Origin of the sequence: Neisseria sp. HMSC067H09 (genome assembly GCF_001814135.1) — a bacterium.
Lineage (GTDB): Bacteria > Pseudomonadota > Gammaproteobacteria > Burkholderiales > Neisseriaceae > Neisseria.
Genome location: NZ_KV814847.1, coordinates 13,070 through 33,392 on the forward strand (window position 1 = coordinate 13,070; position 20,323 = coordinate 33,392).

Sequence of the window (20,323 nt, forward strand, 5' to 3'; positions counted from 1 at the left end):
TTACATACGGCCGGGAAGGTCGTCTGAAACCTTTTTAGTAGAGACATCGAAACATCATGAAAACCTCCGAACTACGCCAAAAATTCCTAAAATTCTTCGAATCCAAAGGCCACACCATCGTCCGCTCTTCCAGCCTCGTGCCGCACGACGACCCGACGCTGCTGTTTACCAACGCCGGTATGAACCAGTTTAAAGACGTGTTCCTCGGCTTTGATAAACGCGCCTACAACCGCGCCACCACCGCGCAAAAATGCGTACGCGCCGGCGGCAAACACAACGACTTGGAAAACGTCGGCTACACCGCCCGTCACCACACTTTCTTCGAAATGATGGGCAACTTCTCCTTCGGCGACTACTTCAAACGCGACGCCATCCACTTCGCTTGGGAATTCCTCACCTCCCCCGAATGGCTGAACATCCCCAAAGAAAAACTCTTGGCAACCGTGTATGCCGAAGACGACGAAGCCTACAACATTTGGCTGAACGAAATCGGTATGCCTGCCAAGCGCATTGTTCGCATCGGCGACAACAAAGGCGCGAAATACGCGTCCGACAACTTCTGGCAGATGGGCGACACCGGCCCCTGCGGCCCATGCTCCGAAATTTTCTACGACCACGGCGAAGAAATTTGGGGCGGCATTCCCGGCAGCCCTGAAGAAGACGGCGACCGCTGGATTGAAATTTGGAACTGCGTATTCATGCAGTTCAACCGCGACGAGCAAGGCAATATGAACCCACTGCCGAAACCGTCCGTCGATACCGGCATGGGTTTGGAGCGCATGGCGGCCGTGATGCAGCACGTCCACAGCAACTATGAAATCGACCTGTTCCAAGACCTGCTCAAAGCCGTTGCCCGCGAAACCGGCGCGCCGTTCAGCATGGACGAACCCAGCCTGAAAGTCGTTGCCGACCACATCCGCTCTTGCTCCTTCCTGATTGCCGACGGCGTGATGCCGTCCAACGAAGGCCGCGGCTATGTACTGCGCCGCATCATCCGCCGCGCCGTGCGCCACGGTTACAAACTCGGTCAGAAACAGGCGTTTTTCTACAAACTCGTGCCCGATTTGGTGAAAGCGATGGGCGGTGCATATCCCGAGTTGAAAGAAAAACAAACGCAGATTATGGAAGCCCTGCGCGCGGAAGAAAGCCGCTTCGGCGAAACGCTGGAAAAAGGCATGGGTTTGTTTAACCAAGTGTTCAACGGCATGAAATTCCTGAAACTGGAAAGCCTGCTGCCGCAAGATGGTGCGGGCAAACCGTTGGCATTGAAAACCGCAGAGGGTGTGGAATTTACCGCCGCTTCCCGTGCCGCTCCAGGCAAAAAGCAAATCGTTATCCGTCCCCGAGTTTCAGGCAGCCTGAACGAAGGCATGTATATCGATTTGCAGGCTGCTTTGGAAACTGCCCATATTCCCGACGCGGAAAAACCGTTTGCCGAAGCCTTGAATGCCTATTTGATGGACAACATTGCCAACAGCAAACTCGTTATCGGCGGCGAACACATCTTCAAACTCTACGACACCTACGGCTTCCCCTACGACCTGACCGCCGACATGGCGCGCGAATTGGGTATCGATTTGGATGAAGAAGGCTTCAACCGCGAAATGGAAGCCCAACGCGCCCGCGCCCGCGCTGCGCAAAACTTCAAAGCCAACGCACAACTGGACTACACAGGCGCGGACACCGAGTTTACCGGCTACGAAAAACGCAGCCAAGACACCAAAATCATCGCCTTATATAAAGGCAGCGAAGCCGTGGACGAACTCCAAGCAGGCGAAGCCGGCGTGGTCGTTCTGGAACAAACCCCGTTCTACGCCGAAAGCGGCGGCCAAGTCGGCGACGTAGGCTTTATCTTCGCAGGCGAAAACCGCTTCCGCGTGGAAGACACGCAGAAAATCAAAGCCGCCGTACACGGACAATTCGGCGCAGTCGTATCAGGCCGTCTGAAAGTCGGCGATGCCGTATCCGCCGAAATCGACAACGACATCCGCAACAGCATCATGCGCAACCACAGCGTTACCCACCTGATGCACAAAGCCCTGCGCGATGTTTTGGGTACACACGTCGAACAAAAAGGCAGCCTGCAAAACGCCGAGCTGACCCGCTTCGACATTTCCCACCCGCAAGGCATCAGCGCGGAAGAAATCGCCGAAGTCGAACGCCGCGTCAACGCCGCGATTATCGCCAACGTGCCCGTCAAAGTCGAAACCATGTCCATTGAAGACGCGCAAAAATCCGGCGCCATGATGCTCTTCGGCGAAAAATACGGCGACTTCGTCCGCGTCATCACCATGGGCGACTACTCCACCGAACTGTGCGGCGGCACCCACGTCGCCCGCACCGGCGACATCGGCCTCTTCAAAATCATCAGCGAGGGCGGCATCGCCGCAGGCATCCGCCGCGTAGAAGCCATCACCGGCCTTGCCGCACTCGCATGGGCGCAAAACCAAGAAAGCCTGATGAAAAACATCATCGCCGAAGTCAAAGCCCAAACCGAAAAAGACGTACTCGCCAAAATCCAAGCCAACGCCGCCAACGCCAAAGCCTTGGAAAAAGAGTTGGCAAAAGCCAAAGCCGAACTCGCCGTCCACGCAGGCGTAAAACTCTTGGACAACGCCAAAGACTTGGGCGCAGCCAAACTCGTCGCCGCCCAAATCGAAGCCGACGCAGCCGCCCTGCGCGAAATCGTTACCGATTTAACCGGCAAATCCGACAACGCCGTGATTCTTTTGGCGGCAGTGAACGACGGCAAAGTCTCACTATGCGCCGGCGTATCCAAACCGCTTACAAACAAAGTGAAAGCCGGCGATTTGGTCAAATTCGCAGCCGAACAAGTCGGCGGCAAAGGCGGCGGCAGACCGGATTTGGCACAGGCCGGGGGGGTGGATGCTGCGAAACTGCCTGAAATGCTGGGAAGCGTGGAAGGCTGGGTAAGTGGTAAGCTGTTTTGATTAACATATAAAAAGAGGCCGTCTGAAATTTTTTCAGACGGTCTTATATATGTATTTTATTAAAAAATATTCAATTTATCGTATCATCAGTTTTTCCGATTGAAAAGCTCCAAAATATTATTGAAAATAATATATTAACAATTAAATAACAAGTAATTGAAATCATTAGAAATATAACAATATTGTCACTTATTGATAATTTAATAGTTAATAATGTCAAAATTGTAATTATCATTAAAATGGTGGTTAATATGGTGGAAAATATTGTATTTTTTATGATAATGCTCGTTTTAATCCGATAACTCTTTCCTAATCTTTTCAATAATATTTCGTTTGAAAATATCTTATTTAATTGGGGGAAATTAATGCCCTGTATTATCAACACTAAAAATGCAAGCAATATTGAAATTCCTGCAAGTATATTCCCAATATCTTTTTTTATTTCTGTATATGAGTACATGTATCCATAATTTATTAAAATATTTCCAACAATTAGTAAACTTATTGATAGAAAAAATACTAAAATATGTGGTGCCCAAAGGGAATATTTATATATTCTACCTATATAATTGAATAAAACTTTATATAAACTATAACTCATTAATTTTTTCCTTAGATTTCCTGATAAACTCAGATAAAGGTATATCGTTTAATTCTGCTGCATTTTCAAAGTGGATATCCAACGTCACTGATAATTGCGCATTTCTTGCGACTACTACATTATTTCCATTTTCGTCATATCCTTTTAATCGTAATGCAGTATTAGGTTTCTCATATTGCTTAACAATATCATGGATTGTTTTTCTTTTAAAAAGAGTAGGCTGAATAAAATTCATATTGATAATGATAGCATCTGGTTGATTATCAGTTTCTAATTCCTTTAAGCTCGATACTGTTGAATTTCCATCGATCCAATCAATTTGATTTTGATTTTTTACTGTAAGTTGAATTTCAGAAATGGATTTGAGTTTCTCAACATCAACATCAAACTCAGGTAAGTCATTATAAGTAAAAAAATATTTTTGCCAAATATTAAGTAAATCAGATTGGCTACAAGTATAAAAGATTTTTTTTGCAACTTCATTTATGATAATAAAACGCAATTCAACTAGACTTTTCCCATCATTATTTATGATAAATGAAGTTGCAGAATCCATTGTTCCATCATTAAGTTGAACACCTTTTGTTTTGGTATTTGCTGTTTTAAAGATTTTGATGCAATGGACATTGCATTCATAACAATATCTGTACAACTCATCAGTAAAATTGTTGGCATTCTTCTTTATAGCCCTATAAAAACTAGCAACCTTGAATTCCATTATGAAGTCCTTTAATTAATTAATCTTTTGGTTACTATATATTTTTTGTTTTTTTATTGCAAGCCGTAGCCCGCACCCCTGCCAACCGCGTGCGTGGCTACGCCACACACCCTACCTGCAGGCGACGCAAACCTTAAGATTAAGATGTAGGGTGTGTGCGGCACGCACGCGGTTTTGTCGTTACCGAATGATTCCAAACCATGCCGTAATACAGTCGGTAGCAAACGCAGCTTGGGTCATGATCCAACGAAATCCTCATATCACCTTTAATATCAAAGCTGCCTGAGAAATAATTTTCAGACGACCTCTCTATGAAAAGCAGCCTGCACTCTTCAAATCAAATCGAAGTGCAGGCTGCTTTTCATAATAATTAGAAAAAAACGCGCAATATTTTTATACTGTACATCATCTAGCAGGCCGTACCTGCCCCCCTGCCAACTTATTGACTGAACGAACAGGAATAACATGCAGAAGCCCCCTTCAAAAAAACCGACAGCCGGTTATTCGCATCCGTGGCAATACTTTCTGCTGGTGTACGCTTTGAGTGCGCCGTTTTGGCTGCTGTCTTTGTTTCTCAAACACAGTCCTCTGCCTGATAATCTGCCGCTGACCGACATCGGCGCGGCACTCACTCCGACGGTTGCCGCCGCGTTACTGCGTTACCGCGAGGGCGGAATGGCAGCGGTGCGTAGCCTGTTTGGACGTGTGTTTGATTACGGGCGGATCAAGCATTCTGCCTATTTTTGGACGGCAATACTGATTTTTCCCCTGCTTTATCTGCTGACTTATGTCGCGATACGCCAAACAGGACAAACCATACCCGCCTTATCCGTATCGTTTGCGCCGCTTGCCGGTGCGTTCGTCATGTTCTTTATCGCGGCAGTTGCCGAGGAATTGGGCTATGCGGCCTACGCTACGGAAAGCCTGCAACGGCGTTTTACCCCGCTTGTTACGGCACTGATTATCGGGGTACCGTGGGCATTGTGGCATTTGCCGTCCATGATTGCCGTGGGGCAGTCTGCCGAACTGATCGCATGGGGGCTGGCAGGGACGGTTGCCGTGAGGATTATCTATGTATGGCTGTATAACGGCAGCGGCGGTTCGGTATTTGTATTGATTGCGTGCCACACGGTTGCCAATACCGCGCGCACGGGCTTTCCGGGCGGACGGGCGGCATATGAAAACGGCAATGGTATGATTCCATACGGAATCATCATCATTGCGGCGGCAATCGTGATGGTTTTTTGGCATAAGGCGATGTGTTCATTTAATGGTAAGCAACCGTAGTTTGGGTTATATATCCAACGGAACTGAATATCAAAGGTCGTCTGAAATCTATTTTCAGACGACCTCTTTACATAAAAAGCAGTCTGAACTTTCAAAAATCGAAGTGCAGGCTGCTTTTTGTGATGATTGGAAAAAACGCACACTATTTTTATACTGTATATTGTGCAGGCACAATGCAAAACAACATTACCCAAAGGAATCCTTATGTTTAAGACGCTCAAAAGCATTTGGCAGGGACTTACGCAAAAAGGCAAAATCTTCCCGCATCAGCTTGCATTCACGCTACTGATTCCTTTGCGCAACTGGGCGCTTTCGCCGCAACAAATCGTACAACGGCTGTACCTTGCGCCACACCACAGCATTTTGGAAGTGGGCTGCGGAGCTGGTTATTTCAGCCCGACACTGGCGCAATCGGTTTCGCAAGGACGATTGGTGGCGGCGGATATACAGCCGGAAATGTTGGCGTATACCGAAAAACGTTTGCGTCGTCGGCATATCGACAACGTGGATTATTATCTGTGCGACGGTACGCATTTTGATTTTCCGGATCAATCGTTTGACCGCATTGTGCTGATTACCGTGTTGGGCGAGGTAGCCAACCAAGCCGAGTATTTGGCAGAATTCCGAAGGCTGCTTCGTCCTGACGGGCTACTGTCGGTTTCCGAAACGGCAGGCGACCCCGACAAACCGAGCCGCACCGAATTACGCGATTTAATGCGGCAAAACGGATTTGAGACGGCTGACGAATATGGAAGCGAACGCAATTTCACGTTGAATTTTAAAGCAAGCAGCCGTCTGCCTCCCGCCTAGATAAAGGTCGTCTGAAACCTGTTTCAGACGACCTTTTATTGTAAAAATCTATAAATTTAATAGATAATAACTAATCTCATGTTATCAAACTGGAAAAGATAACTCGCTGATTAGCTTGATATTTAACATGGTTAAATTATGTTAACTAAAACATACGCTATCCAAACCTGATTTCACAATTGATTTAAATCATAATATCTTGTGTCCAAATCTCTAAAATACCCGAAATCATACTAGATATTGATTTTCGAATAACAAACTACAAGAGTCGAGGAACGCAAAATGCCGAAAATCCCTGAGTTGGTTTGTCCCGCCGGCAACCTGCCCGCTTTGAAGACGGCGGTGGACAATGGCGCGGACACGGTTTATATGGGGCTGAAAGATGCGACGAATGCGCGCAATTTCCCGGGGCTGAATTTCGATATGAAATCGGCGCAGGAAGGGGTGGCTTACGCCCATGCGCGCGGCCGCAATGTGTTGATGGCCATCAATACTTTTGCCCAAGCGGGGCAAATCGAGCGGTGGCATCGGGCTGTCGATACGGCGGTGCAACTGGGGGCGGACGCGATAATCGTCGCCGACCCTGCGATTATGGCTTATGCCACCGAGCGTCATCCTAATTTGAGGCTGCACATGTCGGTGCAGGGATCGGCCACCAATTACGAGGCCATCAATATGATGAAGGAGCTGTTCGGCGTCCGCCGCGCCGTGTTGCCGCGTGTGTTGACCGTGGATCAGGTCAAACACGTTATCGACAATACCGATGTGGAAATCGAAGTGTTCGGTTTCGGCAGTTTGTGCGTCATGGTGGAAGGGCGCTGCATTTTATCGAGTTATGCGACGGGTGAATCGCCGAATATGCAGGGCGTGTGTTCGCCTGCCAAAGCCGTGCGCTGGGAGCAGTTGCCCGACCGCATGAACGTGCGGCTGAATCAGGTGCTAATCGACCAGTACAAACCGAACGAACCGGCAGGCTATCCGACCCTGTGCAAAGGCCGTTTTGAAGTCAATGACGAAACCTATTACGCGCTGGAGGAACCGACCAGCCTGAATGTTTTGGAAATGTTACCTGAACTCATCAAAATCGGCGTGTCCGCCATCAAAATCGAAGGCCGCCAGCGCAGCCCGATGTACACGGCGCAAGTAACCAAATCGCTGCGCCAGGCCTTGGATGCGGCCGCCGCCAATCCGGAGCATTTCAAAGTCAATCCGCTATGGAACAATGCTTTGAGCAAAGTTTCGGAAGGGCATCAGACTACTTTGGGCGCGTACAGCCGCCCGTGGAAATAAGGGGGAAAGGATGAATCCGATGAAACTATCGCTGGGGCCGGTTTTGTTTTTCTGGCAGAAGGAAGCCCTGCTGGAATTTTACGCCGCCATGCTGGATGCGCCGGTGGATACCATTTATCTGGGCGAAGTGGTGTGTTCGCGCCGCCAGAAAATGCGTTTTGCCGACTGGGTCAGCCTGGCGGAAGATTTGGCGGAAAGCGGCAAGGAAATTATTTTGTCATCGCAGGTGCTGCTGGAAAGCGAATCCGATTTGAAACGCTTGCGCAAAATCACTGGACAGGACAAATTCAAAGTCGAAGCCAACGACATGGGCGCGGTCAAGCTGGCGCGCGAACACGGTATTCCGTTTGTCGCTGGCGCCAGCCTGAACATTTACAACGAAAGCACGCTGGCGCTTTTCCAAGAACTGGGCGCATACCGCTGGATTGCGCCGTCCGAGTTGAGCCGCGACAAAGTTGCCGAAATCATCAAGGCTTCAGACGACATCGAAACGGAATTGTTTGCTTGGGGTAAAATGCCTTTGGCGTACTCTTCACGCTGCTTTACCGCTCGGCATTACAACTTGAACAAAGACGGCTGCGAATTCCGCTGCTTGGATTACGAACAAGGCATGGACATGAATACCCGCGAGGGCAAACCGTTTTTAACCATCAACGGCATCCAAACCATGTCTTATGGCTGCCAAAACCTGCTGCCGCACCATGAGGATTTGCGACAAATCGGCGTGAACATGCTGCGCCTGTCGCCGCAAATGCACGGTATGGCGGAAATCATCCGTATCCACCGCGACGTATTGGACGGCAAAGCCGCCCTGGCTGACGCGCTGCCCGAATTGGAAAGACTGACCACCGGAACGCTGGTGGACGGCTATTGGCACGGCCAGCCGGGTATCGAAGCCGTGAAGGAGGAATATTATGGCGTTGCCTGAAATCGTATTGCCCGCATGGGCGGGAAAAATCGGCGGCAAACTGCCGGGCAGGCCGCCGCGTTTCGCTTTGGTTTTTGCCCTCAACACCATGCTCAAACGCGGATTGCTGCCCGCCGACATGAGTCTGTTTGACGGCAAAAAATTCGAAATCGACGTATTGGACGCAGGCATCAAGGTGCGTTTCACCGCCAATGCCGAGAAATTTATTGATGCGGATTTTTTCGGCACGCCCGATTTGCGCCTTGCCGCCAACGGTATCGACTTTATGCGCATGATGATGCGCGAGGAAGATCCGGATACTTTGTTTTTCAACCGCAAACTGCAAATCGAAGGCGATACCGAGCTGGGGCTGATTACCAAAAACCTGCTCGACAGCGTGGACTGGCCGTTCGGCGATTGGTTTTTGAAACGGCAGTTGTACGATTGAATGCCGGTTCGTGCAAGAATGAAGCAAAGCATTCATCCGTTAAGCTTCTGATTTCACAATAATGAAGGTCATCTGAAACCTGTTTCCAGTTTTCAGACGACCTTCTTTCATCTGCATCCGTTTTAAACCGTCATTAGTCTTTCAATGCAGCCAATACTTTGCCGGCGATTTCATTCAGGCTTACGGTTTGCGCCTGATTGTCGCGGCGTTCGGCGTATTCGACATTACCTTCTTTCAAGGCGCGGTCGCCGATGACGATGCGGTGCGGGATACCGAGAAGCTCGGAGTCGTTCAGCAATACGCCTGCGCGTTCGTCGCGGTCGTCGAGGAGGACGTCTGCGCCTGCCGCCAGCAGTTCGGCGTAGATTTTGTCGGCGGCTTCGCGCACGGCATCTGATTTTTTGTAGTTCATCGGCACGATAACGACTTCAAACGGCGCCATTGCTTTGGTCCAGATGATGCCTTTTTCGTCGTTGTTCTGCTCGATGGCGGCGGCAACGACGCGGGTAATGCCGATGCCGTAGCAGCCCATTTCCATGATTTGCGATTTGCCGTTGTTGTCGAGGAAGCTCACGTTCATGGCTTGGGTGTATTTGTCGCGCAACTGGAAGACGTGTCCGACTTCGATGCCGCGCGCCAGTTTCAGACGACCTTGTCCGTCGGGGCTTTCGTCGCCTTCAACGACGTTGCGCAAATCGACAAACTCAGGCTCGGCGGCGTCGCGGCCGAAGTTGAAGCCGGTATAGTGGTAGTCGTCTTCGTTCGCGCCGATAACCCAGTCTGCGCCTTTTTCGGTGGCGAAATCGGCATAAACTTTACCTTTGAAGCCGACAGGGCCGAGCGAGCCGCCGTTTGCGCCGAACTGCGCACGGATGGCGGCAGGGTCTGCCATGGTCAGCGGCGATTTCACGCCTGCGAGTTTTTCGGCTTTGATGTCGTTAAACTCATGGTCGCCGCGCAACAGCAATAAGACGATTTCGCCTTCGTTTTCGCCTTCGACCACGATGGATTTCAGCGTTTTTTCAATCGGAATGCTGAGGAAATCAACCAATGAATCAATGGTTTTAACGTTCGGCGTGTGCACTTTGGCCAGCTCTGCCTGAGCGGCCGCGCGTTCGCCTTTGAGCGGCAAGGTCGGTGCCAGCTCGATATTGGCGGCGTAATCGGAAGTGTCGCTGTACGCAATCACATCTTCGCCGCTTTCCGCCAATACTTGAAACTCGTGCGAACCGGTACCGCCGATGCTGCCGGTGTCGGCGGCGACGGGGCGGAACTCCAAGCCCAGACGGGTGAAGATGCGGCAGTAAGCGTCGTACATGGCATCATAGGTCGTCTGAAGCGAAGCGTAGTCGGCATGGAAGGAATAGGCGTCTTTCATGACGAATTCGCGCGCACGCATGACGCCGAAGCGCGGGCGCACTTCGTCGCGGAATTTGGTTTGGATGTGGTAAAAGTTTTTCGGCAGCTGTTTGTAGCTGTTGATTTCTTTGCGCACGATGTCGGCGATGACTTCCTCGCAGGTCGGGCCCATGCAGAAATCGCGGTCGTGGCGGTCTTTCAGGCGCAGCAGTTCTTTACCGTAAAATTCCCAGCGGCCGGATTCCTGCCACAGCTCGGCAGGCTGCACCACCGGCATCAGCAACTCCACGCTGCCCGCGCGCGCCATTTCTTCGCGCACGACGTTTTCGACTTTGCGCAACACGCGCAGCCCCATCGGCATCCAAGTATAAAGGCCGGACGCGTTGGCTTTAATCAGACCGGCGCGAATCATCAGCTTGTGGCTGGCAAGCGCGGCTTCGGCAGGGGCTTCTTTCAGGGTGGAAATGAAAAATTGGCTGGCTTTCATGGTGTGTTTTTCTGTGTAAAAAAGTAAGCGCGTATTGTAACGCGAAAGGCAGGGGGATTGAAGTTTTTCCCCATAGGGCGACAGCCGCTGCCTTGTTTGTTCGGTCAACTCATTTGACATTTATCAGGCGTGTCAATCACTTTTTATACACAATCCCGCATTGGCTTGTTTTGCTTATAAATTTTTCCCATAAAGGCTTTGAAATTTTTTATTTTTATAACCAATTGATTTTATTGTGTTTTATTTGACTATTTTTTGAGCACCGAAAGGCTTGGGTTGTTCCAAAAGCAAAAATTCCGATTACCCAAAGCTTATCAACAAACTTATCCACAGAGTTTGTGTATAGATTGGTGTCGTCTGAAACCATACCGTTCGATAGGTTTTTAAAAGCCCGTAACGCGGTCTTTCTGTTAAGATGATGCCTTCACTGTTTTCACGTCATCCCATCTATGTCCGCACACGAATTACACCTGCTTTCCCGCGCCAAAATGTTCAACGGCCATCAAGAGCAATACCGCTGCTTTTCCGAAACCTGCCGAACCGATATGAACTTCGGCATCTACCTGCCGCCGCAGGTATTGAAAGGCTATCCCGCACCGGTTTTGTATTTCTTGTCGGGACTGCACGGCGACGGCTCGGAACTGATACGCCAAACCGGCATCCAGCGTTTCGCCGCGCAATGGAACATCATCGTCATTTTCCCCGACACCTCGCCGCGCGGCAGCCATATCAGCGACAGCGCGAACGAATTTATCGGACAGGGCGCGGGATTTTACATTGACGCGACCGAACAGCCGTGGGCGGCGCATTATCAGATGTACAGCCATATCAGCCGCGAACTGCCCGATTGGGTGGAACGGCATTTCCCCGCCACCCAAGAACGCAGCATCGCAGGTTTCAGCATGGGCGGGCACGGCGCGCTTTCCATCGCCCTGAAAAATCCGGGACGCTATGCCGCCGTTTCCGCGTTTGCACCCTTGTGCCACCCGACCGCCAGCCGGGGCGGGAAGCAGGCGTTTGCCGCCTATCTGGGCGCGGAATCGGAGGCTTGGCAGGCTTACGACAGCACATCGCTCGTTCAGACGACCTCACGCAAGCTGCCGATACTCATCGACCAGGGCGGCGCCGACCCGCTGTTCCCCGACGAACTGCAACCTGAAGTCTTCGTCAATGCCGCCCGCGCCAACGGCTTCAACGTGCAATACAAAGTCCGCCCCAGCTACGGACACGATTATTTCTTCATCTCCAGCTTTATCGACTCGCATATCGAGTTTCATGCTGAGGCATTGGGTTTGTAAATCCACTATAAATTTAATCCACTATATAAAGAAAGGTCGTCTGAAAACTTTTTCAGACGACCTTTTTGATCTTTCACACTCAATTAGTGTTGATGATGATGGTGTTCATGCCGTTCAGCCGCGCGTTTCGTTCCGACGGGCATAATCAGCGTTGCATAGGCATTGTCTTGTTGGCAAACACTTCTATCGGCATAATCCGCCTGATGGGCGGCTTTGATTTTCCACAAACCTTCAATCAAAGGAATCACATTGACGACGCCGTCCTTATCCGTTTTCCCTGAAAAACCTTGCGGCTCGCGGTGGTCGTGTGTCGCCGCCAAATCCATTTCCGCCAGCGTATCCGAGCTTGCCGTTACCGTCGCTTTTGCCAACGGTTTGCCTTTATAAAGCACTCTAACCGGCAGCAGACCGCCTACCTTGACTTCATTCGGATTTTTCAGCGGCACCAGTTCCAATTCATGACCGACCGGACGGGTCAATACGCTTTCATCCACGCCTGCGCTGCCCACTTGCAAAAACGCTTTGCCAAACATCTGAGCCTGTTCGCAATAAGTCGCGCCGGGCAGGTCTTTCAAGGTTTTCTGTTTCCAGCCTTCACTGTTTTGCGACCAGAACGTCGGTTTGTACACCGCGCCGACCCAATAAGAGCCGTCTTTCAGGCGGGATTTGGAAACATATTGGTAATTTTCGCCTTTATTCGTCAAATCAACGGTTTTTCCGGATTTGTCCGTCAATTGCAGCGGTTTGAAAATATGCACACGGTCGTCGGCGATTTTTTCAACATTCGGGAAATCATGGCTGTAACCCAAATCCGCTTTCAACGTACTGCCCGAATCCAAACGCACCGGAGCCGACACCCACAAATCATGCGCCTGCGCCGCCATGCTCAAGCCTAATGCGCCAAGTATCCATAATTTTTTCATGTTTCTTCCTCAAATTTGATTGTTTACGGTTCAAAAGCCAACGGAAAGCCCGAAAAGCAAGGCAACCTTACTCTTTTTATTTCGAAATGTAAATATTATTGATGATTGTTTTTAGTTACAAAGAACTAGAAATCTATTTAGACTGAATGATAGAAAACAAGAGGTCGTCTGAAACACAAAATTGCTTTTCAGACGACCTCTTGCTCATACTTTAAGAAAATCAAAAACGCCGCTTCAATTTGCAGGCTTGAAGGATATGGACGGCAAGTTCCTCCACCGATTTATCCGTCGTATTGGTGAACGGGATGCCATGGCGTTTGAACATATTTTGCGCATCGGAAATCTCACTGCGGCAGGTATCGATTTTGGCATAAGTCGAATTCGGACGGCGCTCTTGACGGATGGCCTGCAGGCGTTCGGGTTGAATGGTCAGGCCGAACAGCTTGTCTTTGTAAGGTTTGACCATGCGCGGCAGGTCGGTGGATTCCAAATCGTCGGGAATCAGCGGGTAATTGGCGGCGCGGATGCCGTATTGCAGGGCGAGGTAAAGACAGGTCGGCGTTTTGCCTGAACGCGATACGCCCATCAGGATCACATCGGCTTCTTTCAGGTTTTTATCGCTGACGCCGTCGTCATGGTTGAGCGAGAAATTGACCGCCTCCATACGCGCATCATAGCGTTGCGTATTGCCGATACTGTGGTGCCCCTGTTCGGCGGCAACCGCCTCGGTGTTGAGTTCTTTTTCCAAAAGCCCGAGGAAGGTTTCGAAAAAATTGATATGGAAAGCGCCCGCTTTTTTGATGATTTCACGGATTTCGTCATTAACGACGCTGACGAAGGCAATCGGGCGCAAACCGTTTTCCTGAGCGTTGCGGTTGACTATTTCGACGACGGTACGCGCTTTTTCAGGCGTATCAATGAAAGGATAGGTGTGGCGTTTGAATTCGATTCTGCCAAACTGATTCAGCAGTGCCTCACCGATATTTTCAGCAGTCAGGCCGGTACGGTCGGAAATATAAAACACATGGCGCGGTGCGGTCATTCGGTTATCCTCTAAAATTTTAAATGGTTGCAGGCAGTCATCATAGCAGCTGAAACCTTCTAAATAAAGGGAATACGCTTAAATTACACCCAACTACGCCAAAATCAAACTACTTTATAAACGCATTTTTATTCCAATAATTAAATTATCTTAAAATTTTATACCCATCCAAAACCTTTCCAAACTCTACCAATCAGTCATTAATCTATTTCAAACCTTATGTTTTACAAAGAAATAGACAATGGGAATAATGGTTTCCCCATCAGATTTCATTTGACTACACGCCTGAAGCCCGCAATTTTTCAGACGACCCGCAAATAAATCGAGACAGAAAAAGCATGACAGCGGTCGTTTGAATCGCTTAAAATAACAAAGCGTATTCGTTTCTTTTTTAACATATCTTGGATTGGACACACAAATGGCTGACAACTACGTAATTTGGTTTGAAAACCTGCGTATGACTGATGTTGAAAGCGTGGGCGGCAAAAACGCCTCCCTAGGTGAAATGATCAGTCAGCTGACTGAAAAAGGCGTCCGCGTCCCCGGCGGCTTTGCCACTACTGCCGAAGCCTACCGCGCATTTTTGGCGCACAACGGACTGAGCGAGCGTATTTCCGCCGCACTGGCACAACTGGATGTAGAAGATGTCGCCGAACTGGCGCGCGTCGGTAAAGAAATCCGCCAATGGATTTTGGATACGCCCTTCCCCGAACAACTGGATGCCGAAATCGAAACGGCATGGAACAAAATGGTTGCAGACGCAGGCGGCGCGGACATTTCCGTTGCCGTCCGTTCTTCTGCAACCGCCGAAGACCTGCCCGACGCATCGTTTGCAGGTCAACAGGAAACCTTCCTGAATATCAACGGCTTAGAAAACGTCAAAGAAGCCATGCGCCATGTATTCGCTTCTTTATACAACGACCGTGCCATCTCCTACCGCGTTCATAAAGGCTTCGAACACGACATCGTCGCCCTCTCCGCAGGCGTGCAACGCATGGTGCGTTCCGACAGCGGCGCATCCGGCGTCATGTTCACCCTCGACACCGAATCCGGCTTCGACCAAGTCGTTTTCGTGACTTCATCTTACGGTCTGGGTGAAAACGTCGTACAAGGCGCGGTCAACCCCGATGAATTCTATGTATTCAAACCCACGCTGAAAGCGGGCAAACCTGCCATCCTGCGCAAAACCATGGGTTCGAAACAAATCAAAATGATCTTTACCGACAAAGCAGAAGCCGGTAAATCCGTGATGAACGTCGATGTTCCCGAAAAAGACCGCAACCGCTTCTCCATTACCGATGAAGAAATCACCGAGTTGGCACACTACGCGCTGACAATCGAAAAACACTATGGCCGCCCGATGGATATCGAATGGGGCCGTGACGGCTTGGACGGCAAACTCTACATCCTGCAAGCCCGTCCCGAAACTGTGAAATCCCAAGAAGAAGGCGGCCGCAACCTGCGCCGTTTCGACATCGAAGGCGACAAAAACGTCTTGTGCGAAGGTCGCGCCATCGGTCAAAAAGTCGGTCAAGGCAAAGTCCGCTTGGTAAAAGACGCATCCGAAATGGATTCCGTTGAAGCAGGCGACGTACTCGTTACCGACATGACCGACCCGGATTGGGAGCCGGTAATGAAACGCGCTTCTGCCATCGTCACCAACCGCGGCGGTCGTACCTGCCACGCCGCCATCATCGCGCGTGAACTGGGTATTCCTGCCGTAGTCGGCTGCGGCAATGCAACCGAATTGCTGAGCAACGGTCAAGAAGTTACCGTATCCTGCGCCGAAGGCGATACAGGCTTCATCTATTCCGGTCTGCTGGACGTACAAATCACAGATGTTGCCTTAGACAATATGCCCAAAGCGCCCGTCAAAGTCATGATGAACGTCGGCAACCCCGAACTCGCATTCAGCTTCGCCAACCTGCCGAGCGAAGGCATCGGCTTGGCACGCATGGAATTCATCATCAACCGCCAAATCGGCATCCACCCGAAAGCCTTGTTGGAATTTGACAAACAAGACGATGAATTGAAAGCGGAAATTACCCGCCGCATCGCCGGCTACGCCTCCCCTGTCGACTTCTACGTCGATAAAATCGCCGAAGGCGTGGCGACATTGGCCGCATCGGTTTATCCGCGTAAAACCATCGTCCGTATGTCCGACTTCAAATCCAACGAATACGCCAACTTGGTCGGCGGCAGCATTTACGAACCGCACGAAGAAAACCCGATGCTGGGCTTCCGCGGCGCAGCGCGTTATGTCGCCGAAAGCTTCAAAGACTGCTTCGCCCTCGAATGTAAAGCCCTCAAACGCGTCCGTGACGAAATGGGTCTGACCAACGTTGAAATCATGATTCCGTTCGTCCGCACTTTGGGCGAAGCCGAAGCCGTCGTCAAAGCCTTGAAAGAAAACGGTTTGGAACGCGGTAAAAACGGCCTGCGCCTGATCATGATGTGCGAACTGCCGAGCAACGCGGTATTGGCAGAACAATTCCTGCAATACTTCGACGGCTTCTCTATCGGTTCCAACGACATGACCCAGCTGACCCTCGGCCTCGACCGCGACAGCGGCTTGGTGTCCGAATCGTTTGACGAACGCAACCCTGCCGTCAAAGTGATGCTGCATTTGGCAATCTCTGCCTGCCGCAAACAAAACAAATACGTCGGTATCTGCGGTCAAGGCCCGTCAGACCATCCGGACTTCGCCAAATGGCTGGTTCAAGAAGGCATCGAAAGCGTTTCCCTGAATCCGGATACCGTCATCGAAACTTGGCTGTATTTGGCTAATGAGTTGAATAAATAAGATTTTTTATAAAATCTAAAAATCCCCCATCCCTAAAGCGGACGGGGGATTTGTTTTAGCCATCTAACGGCAGATATAATTTGACTTTATTTTACGCTGAGTAAAATATGCTTCTAATCAAAAAGATAAAATTCTGCCGCCATTTGGCATTCATAAAACATCTCAAAAGCCGATGAACCTTCACCCAAATAAAGCGTCTGAAGACAATTCATTCGCTGATTTTTATTAAATAGACATATGATGAATACCATTCCCTTTTTTCAGACGACCTTCAAACGATTAAGCCCTTTCTGTCTGACACTTTTTCTGGCTGCCTGCGCCGGAAGTGGTTCACCGACTGGTGCGGTTCCCGATGGCTATTACAGAGTCAAGCCTGGCGATACGCTATCCCAGATTGCTAAACGCCACGGCCAAAGCATCCATACCTTGGCATCTTGGAACAACTTGCAAGACACTTCTAAAATCGAAGTAGGTCAAGTATTACGTATCCGACGCAATACGCGCCCTATTTCCCAATCAAACCAAGCAACTCAGGCTGTCGCACCGATCAACCGCCTGAACTTACTATGGCCTGTCGAAAACGGACGCAACTCCGTTATCAAGCAGTACAACGGAACAACCAACAAAGGCATCGATATAGCAGGTACATCCGGAGAGCCTGTAAAATCTTCAGCTGCGGGGAAAGTATTGTATGTCGGAGAAGAAGTACGGGGTTACGGCAAACTGATTTTAATCAGCCACAATGATTATGCGATTACAGCTTATGCACATAATGATGCCTTACTGGTACAAAAAGACCAGCAGGTTGCAGCCGGTCAGCAGATTGCAACGATGGGCAGCACAGACACTGACATCGTAAAGCTGCATTTTGAAGTCCGTCTGAACGGCAAAGCCGTCAATCCTATGACATACTTGCCCAATTAACATTCTCAAACTTCAAAAGGTCGTCTGAATACTCTCTTCCGACTTTCAGACGACCTTTGTAGCTCCGCATAAGTTTATCGGAATGCCGCCATCCATCTCCCATCCAACTACTTTTTCCAAGCCGGAGCGGACAGATGTGGCAACCGTTTTACAATGATTTCACTATATTATCCAGTCAATCAAACATTGTGATATACTAGCCAGCTAATTTTCCTGCCTTTTGCAAGCAACGGACGATAAAAGCCCCGATGTGTCGGAGCCGCTTTTGCAGTCATCATTGGCAAAAGGATTCCCATTTTTTATTTAACACAACAAATTAAGGTCTTACGATGAGCGTAACTGTTGAAACTTTAGAAAATCTGGAACGCAAAGTAGTGTTGTCTCTGCCTTGGTCCGAAATCAACGCAGAAACCGATAAAAAACTGAAACAAACCCAACGCCGTGCAAAAATCGACGGTTTCCGTCCGGGTAAAGCACCTTTAAAAATGATTGCCCAAATGTACGGTGCAAGCGCTCAAAATGAAGTCATCAATGAAATGGTCCAACGCCGCTTCTACGATGTTGCCGTTGCCCAAGAATTGAAAGTTGCCGGCTATCCGCGTTTCGAAGGCGTTGAAGAACAAGACGATAAAGAATCCCTGAAAATCGCTGCGATTTTCGAAGTGTTCCCTGAAGTCGTTATCGGCGATTTGTCTGCACAAGAAGTCGAAAAAGTAACCGCTTCCGTCGGCGATGCCGAAGTGGACCAAACCGTAGAAATCCTGCGCAAACAACGCACCCGCTTCAACCATGTTGAACGCGAAGCCCAAAACGGCGACCGCGTCATCATCGACTTCGAAGGCAAAATCGACGGCGAACCTTTCGCCGGCGGCGCATCCAAAAACTACGCCTTCGTATTGGGCGCAGGTCAAATGTTGCCTGAATTTGAAGCCGGCGTAGTCGGCATGAAGGCAGGCGAAAGCAAAGACGTTACCGTCAACTTCCCTGAAGACTACCACGGTAAAGACGTTGCCGGTAAATCCGCTGTCTTCACCATCACATTGAACAACGTATCCGAACCCACCCTGCCCGAAGTTGATGCCGACTTCGCCAAAGCATTGGGTATCGCCGACGGCGACGTTGCCAAAATGCGCGAAGAAGTGAAGAAAAACGTAGGCCGCGAAGTTGAGCGCCGCGTAAACGAACAAACCAAAGAATCTGTAATGAACGCGCTGCTCAAAGCCGTAGAGCTGAAAGCGCCTGTTGCTTTGGTAAATGAAGAAGCCGCCCGCTTGGCAAACGAAATGAAACAAAACTTCGTCAACCAAGGCATGGCTGACGCTGCCAACTTGGATCTGCCTTTGGATATGTTCAAAGAGCAAGCCGAACGCCGCGTATCTTTGGGTCTGATTTTGGCCAAACTGGTTGAAGAAAACAAACTGGAACCTACTGAAGAGCAAATTAAAGCCGTTGTTGCCAACTTCGCAGAAAGCTACGAAGATCCTCAAGAAGTGATCGACTGGTACTACGCAGAGCCTTCCCGCCTGCAAGGTCCGACTTCTTTGGCAGTAGAAAGCAACGTCGTTGATTTCGTTTTGGGCAAAGCCAAAGTAACCGAAAAAGCTTTGTCTTTTGACGAAGTGATGGGCGCACAAGCCTAATCATCTTCAAAAGGTCGTCTGAAACAGGCAACTTGAAAGCACCAAAGCACCCCTTTGGTGCTTTCGCAACATTGACAGGAGACAAAAATGTCCTTCGATTTCAATAATTACCTCGTTCCTACCGTTATCGAACAAAGCGGCCGCGGCGAGCGTGCATTTGATATTTACTCGCGCCTTTTGAAAGAGCGCATCGTATTTTTGGTCGGTCCGGTAACCGACGAATCCGCCAATCTGGTGGTTGCCCAGCTGTTGTTTTTGGAAAGTGAAAATCCGGACAAAGATATTTTCTTCTACATCAATTCCCCCGGCGGCTCGGTAACGGCAGGCATGTCGATTTACGACACCATGAATTTCATCAAGCCCAATGTCTCCACCTTGTGCTTGGGACAAGCGGCAAGCATGGGCGCATTCCTGCTCTCGGCAGGAGAGAAAGGCAAACGTTTCGCCCTACCCAACAGCCGTATCATGATCCACCAGCCTTTAATCAGCGGCGGCTTGGGCGGTCAGGCATCCGACATTGAAATCCATGCCCGCGAGCTGTTGAAAATCAAAGAGAAACTTAACCGCCTGATGGCGAAACACTGCGGCCGCGACTTGGCAGATTTGGAGCGCGACACCGACCGCGACAACTTCATGTCTGCCGAAGAAGCCAAAGAATACGGTTTGATTGACCAAGTTTTGGAAAATCGCGCTTCTTTACAAGGTTAAGTCGGTTTAAAAAAACCAGAGGTCGTCTGAACACCCAAATCCGGTTTGAACTGCCCCCAAATCTTGGACATCCGATAAAAGTCTATTCAGGCACTCTGTGCAAGCTGGGTTCTGTACGCGACAGGAC

At 49.8% G+C, this 20,323-nt stretch carries 16 protein-coding genes; 11 read left to right on the plus strand and 5 right to left on the minus strand.

Annotated features, from left to right (window positions below; translation table 11 throughout):
• Positions 1-56: 56 nt before the first annotated feature.
• A complete protein-coding gene (alaS, locus tag HMPREF2954_RS00455; protein ID WP_070688957.1) occupies positions 57-2,951 on the plus strand; it encodes an alanine--tRNA ligase in 2,895 nt (964 codons plus the stop codon).
• A 70-nt stretch (positions 2,952-3,021) separates the two neighbouring features.
• On the opposite strand, the gene HMPREF2954_RS00460 is transcribed toward alaS, so the two are convergent.
• Both HMPREF2954_RS00460 and HMPREF2954_RS00465 read right to left on the minus strand, forming a co-directional pair.
• The gene (locus HMPREF2954_RS00460; RefSeq protein ID WP_045073039.1) at positions 3,022-3,552 is read right to left on the minus strand and encodes a hypothetical protein; all 531 of its coding nucleotides are present in this window, start codon (positions 3,550-3,552) and stop codon (positions 3,022-3,024) included.
• Positions 3,542-4,270, minus strand: a complete 729-nt coding sequence (locus HMPREF2954_RS00465) for a hypothetical protein (RefSeq protein WP_045073036.1) — start codon at positions 4,268-4,270, stop codon at positions 3,542-3,544. Before HMPREF2954_RS00465 ends, HMPREF2954_RS00460 begins: the two co-directional genes overlap by 11 nt.
• Positions 4,271-4,735: 465 nt before the next feature.
• Between HMPREF2954_RS00465 and HMPREF2954_RS00470 the strand changes: the two genes are divergently transcribed.
• The 5 genes from HMPREF2954_RS00470 to ubiT all read left to right on the plus strand — a co-directional run bounded on the left by HMPREF2954_RS00470 (position 4,736) and on the right by ubiT (position 9,012).
• Positions 4,736-5,557 (plus strand): CPBP family intramembrane glutamic endopeptidase, encoded by an 822-nt coding sequence (locus HMPREF2954_RS00470; protein ID WP_045073033.1) that lies wholly within the window; start codon positions 4,736-4,738, stop codon positions 5,555-5,557.
• A gap of 204 nt (positions 5,558-5,761) precedes the next feature.
• The gene (locus HMPREF2954_RS00475) at positions 5,762-6,367 is read left to right on the plus strand and encodes a class I SAM-dependent methyltransferase (RefSeq protein ID WP_045073030.1); all 606 of its coding nucleotides are present in this window, start codon (positions 5,762-5,764) and stop codon (positions 6,365-6,367) included.
• Between the two features lie 282 nt (positions 6,368-6,649).
• The gene (gene ubiU / locus HMPREF2954_RS00480; RefSeq protein WP_045073028.1) at positions 6,650-7,657 is read left to right on the plus strand and encodes a ubiquinone anaerobic biosynthesis protein UbiU; all 1,008 of its coding nucleotides are present in this window, start codon (positions 6,650-6,652) and stop codon (positions 7,655-7,657) included.
• A 10-nt stretch (positions 7,658-7,667) separates the two neighbouring features.
• Entirely contained in the window at positions 7,668-8,585 is a 918-nt protein-coding gene (locus HMPREF2954_RS00485; protein ID WP_045073026.1) for a U32 family peptidase, read from the plus strand.
• Positions 8,572-9,012, plus strand: a complete 441-nt coding sequence (ubiT, locus tag HMPREF2954_RS00490; RefSeq protein WP_045073024.1) for a ubiquinone anaerobic biosynthesis accessory factor UbiT — start codon at positions 8,572-8,574, stop codon at positions 9,010-9,012. Before HMPREF2954_RS00485 ends, ubiT begins: the two co-directional genes overlap by 14 nt.
• A gap of 133 nt (positions 9,013-9,145) precedes the next feature.
• Here ubiT and HMPREF2954_RS00495 read toward each other — a convergent pair whose 3' ends face one another.
• On the minus strand, positions 9,146-10,858 hold the full coding sequence (locus tag HMPREF2954_RS00495) for a proline--tRNA ligase (protein ID WP_045073023.1): 1,713 nt from the start codon (positions 10,856-10,858) through the stop codon (positions 9,146-9,148).
• 449 nt (positions 10,859-11,307) lie between these two features.
• Between HMPREF2954_RS00495 and fghA the strand changes: the two genes are divergently transcribed.
• Positions 11,308-12,156: an S-formylglutathione hydrolase gene (gene fghA, locus HMPREF2954_RS00500; RefSeq protein ID WP_045073021.1), complete on the plus strand. Its 849-nt coding sequence runs from the start codon at positions 11,308-11,310 to the stop codon at positions 12,154-12,156.
• An 83-nt stretch (positions 12,157-12,239) separates the two neighbouring features.
• On the opposite strand, the gene HMPREF2954_RS00505 is transcribed toward fghA, so the two are convergent.
• Positions 12,240-13,079, minus strand: coding sequence for a DUF4198 domain-containing protein (locus HMPREF2954_RS00505; protein ID WP_045073020.1), 840 nt, complete (start codon positions 13,077-13,079; stop codon positions 12,240-12,242).
• 220 nt (positions 13,080-13,299) lie between these two features.
• Positions 13,300-14,121, minus strand: a complete 822-nt coding sequence (gene ppsR / locus HMPREF2954_RS00510; protein WP_045073018.1) for a posphoenolpyruvate synthetase regulatory kinase/phosphorylase PpsR — start codon at positions 14,119-14,121, stop codon at positions 13,300-13,302.
• 418 nt (positions 14,122-14,539) lie between these two features.
• Between ppsR and ppsA the strand changes: the two genes are divergently transcribed.
• The 4 genes from ppsA to clpP all read left to right on the plus strand — a co-directional run bounded on the left by ppsA (position 14,540) and on the right by clpP (position 20,196).
• Positions 14,540-16,924, plus strand: a complete 2,385-nt coding sequence (gene ppsA, locus HMPREF2954_RS00515) for a phosphoenolpyruvate synthase (RefSeq protein WP_045073015.1) — start codon at positions 14,540-14,542, stop codon at positions 16,922-16,924.
• 237 nt (positions 16,925-17,161) lie between these two features.
• Positions 17,162-17,848, plus strand: coding sequence for a peptidoglycan DD-metalloendopeptidase family protein (locus HMPREF2954_RS00520; protein ID WP_141752068.1), 687 nt, complete (start codon positions 17,162-17,164; stop codon positions 17,846-17,848).
• A gap of 329 nt (positions 17,849-18,177) precedes the next feature.
• On the plus strand, positions 18,178-19,488 hold the full coding sequence (tig, locus tag HMPREF2954_RS00525) for a trigger factor (protein WP_045073012.1): 1,311 nt from the start codon (positions 18,178-18,180) through the stop codon (positions 19,486-19,488).
• 87 nt (positions 19,489-19,575) lie between these two features.
• The gene (gene clpP, locus HMPREF2954_RS00530; RefSeq protein ID WP_045073010.1) at positions 19,576-20,196 is read left to right on the plus strand and encodes an ATP-dependent Clp endopeptidase proteolytic subunit ClpP; all 621 of its coding nucleotides are present in this window, start codon (positions 19,576-19,578) and stop codon (positions 20,194-20,196) included.
• Positions 20,197-20,323: the final 127 nt, after the last annotated feature.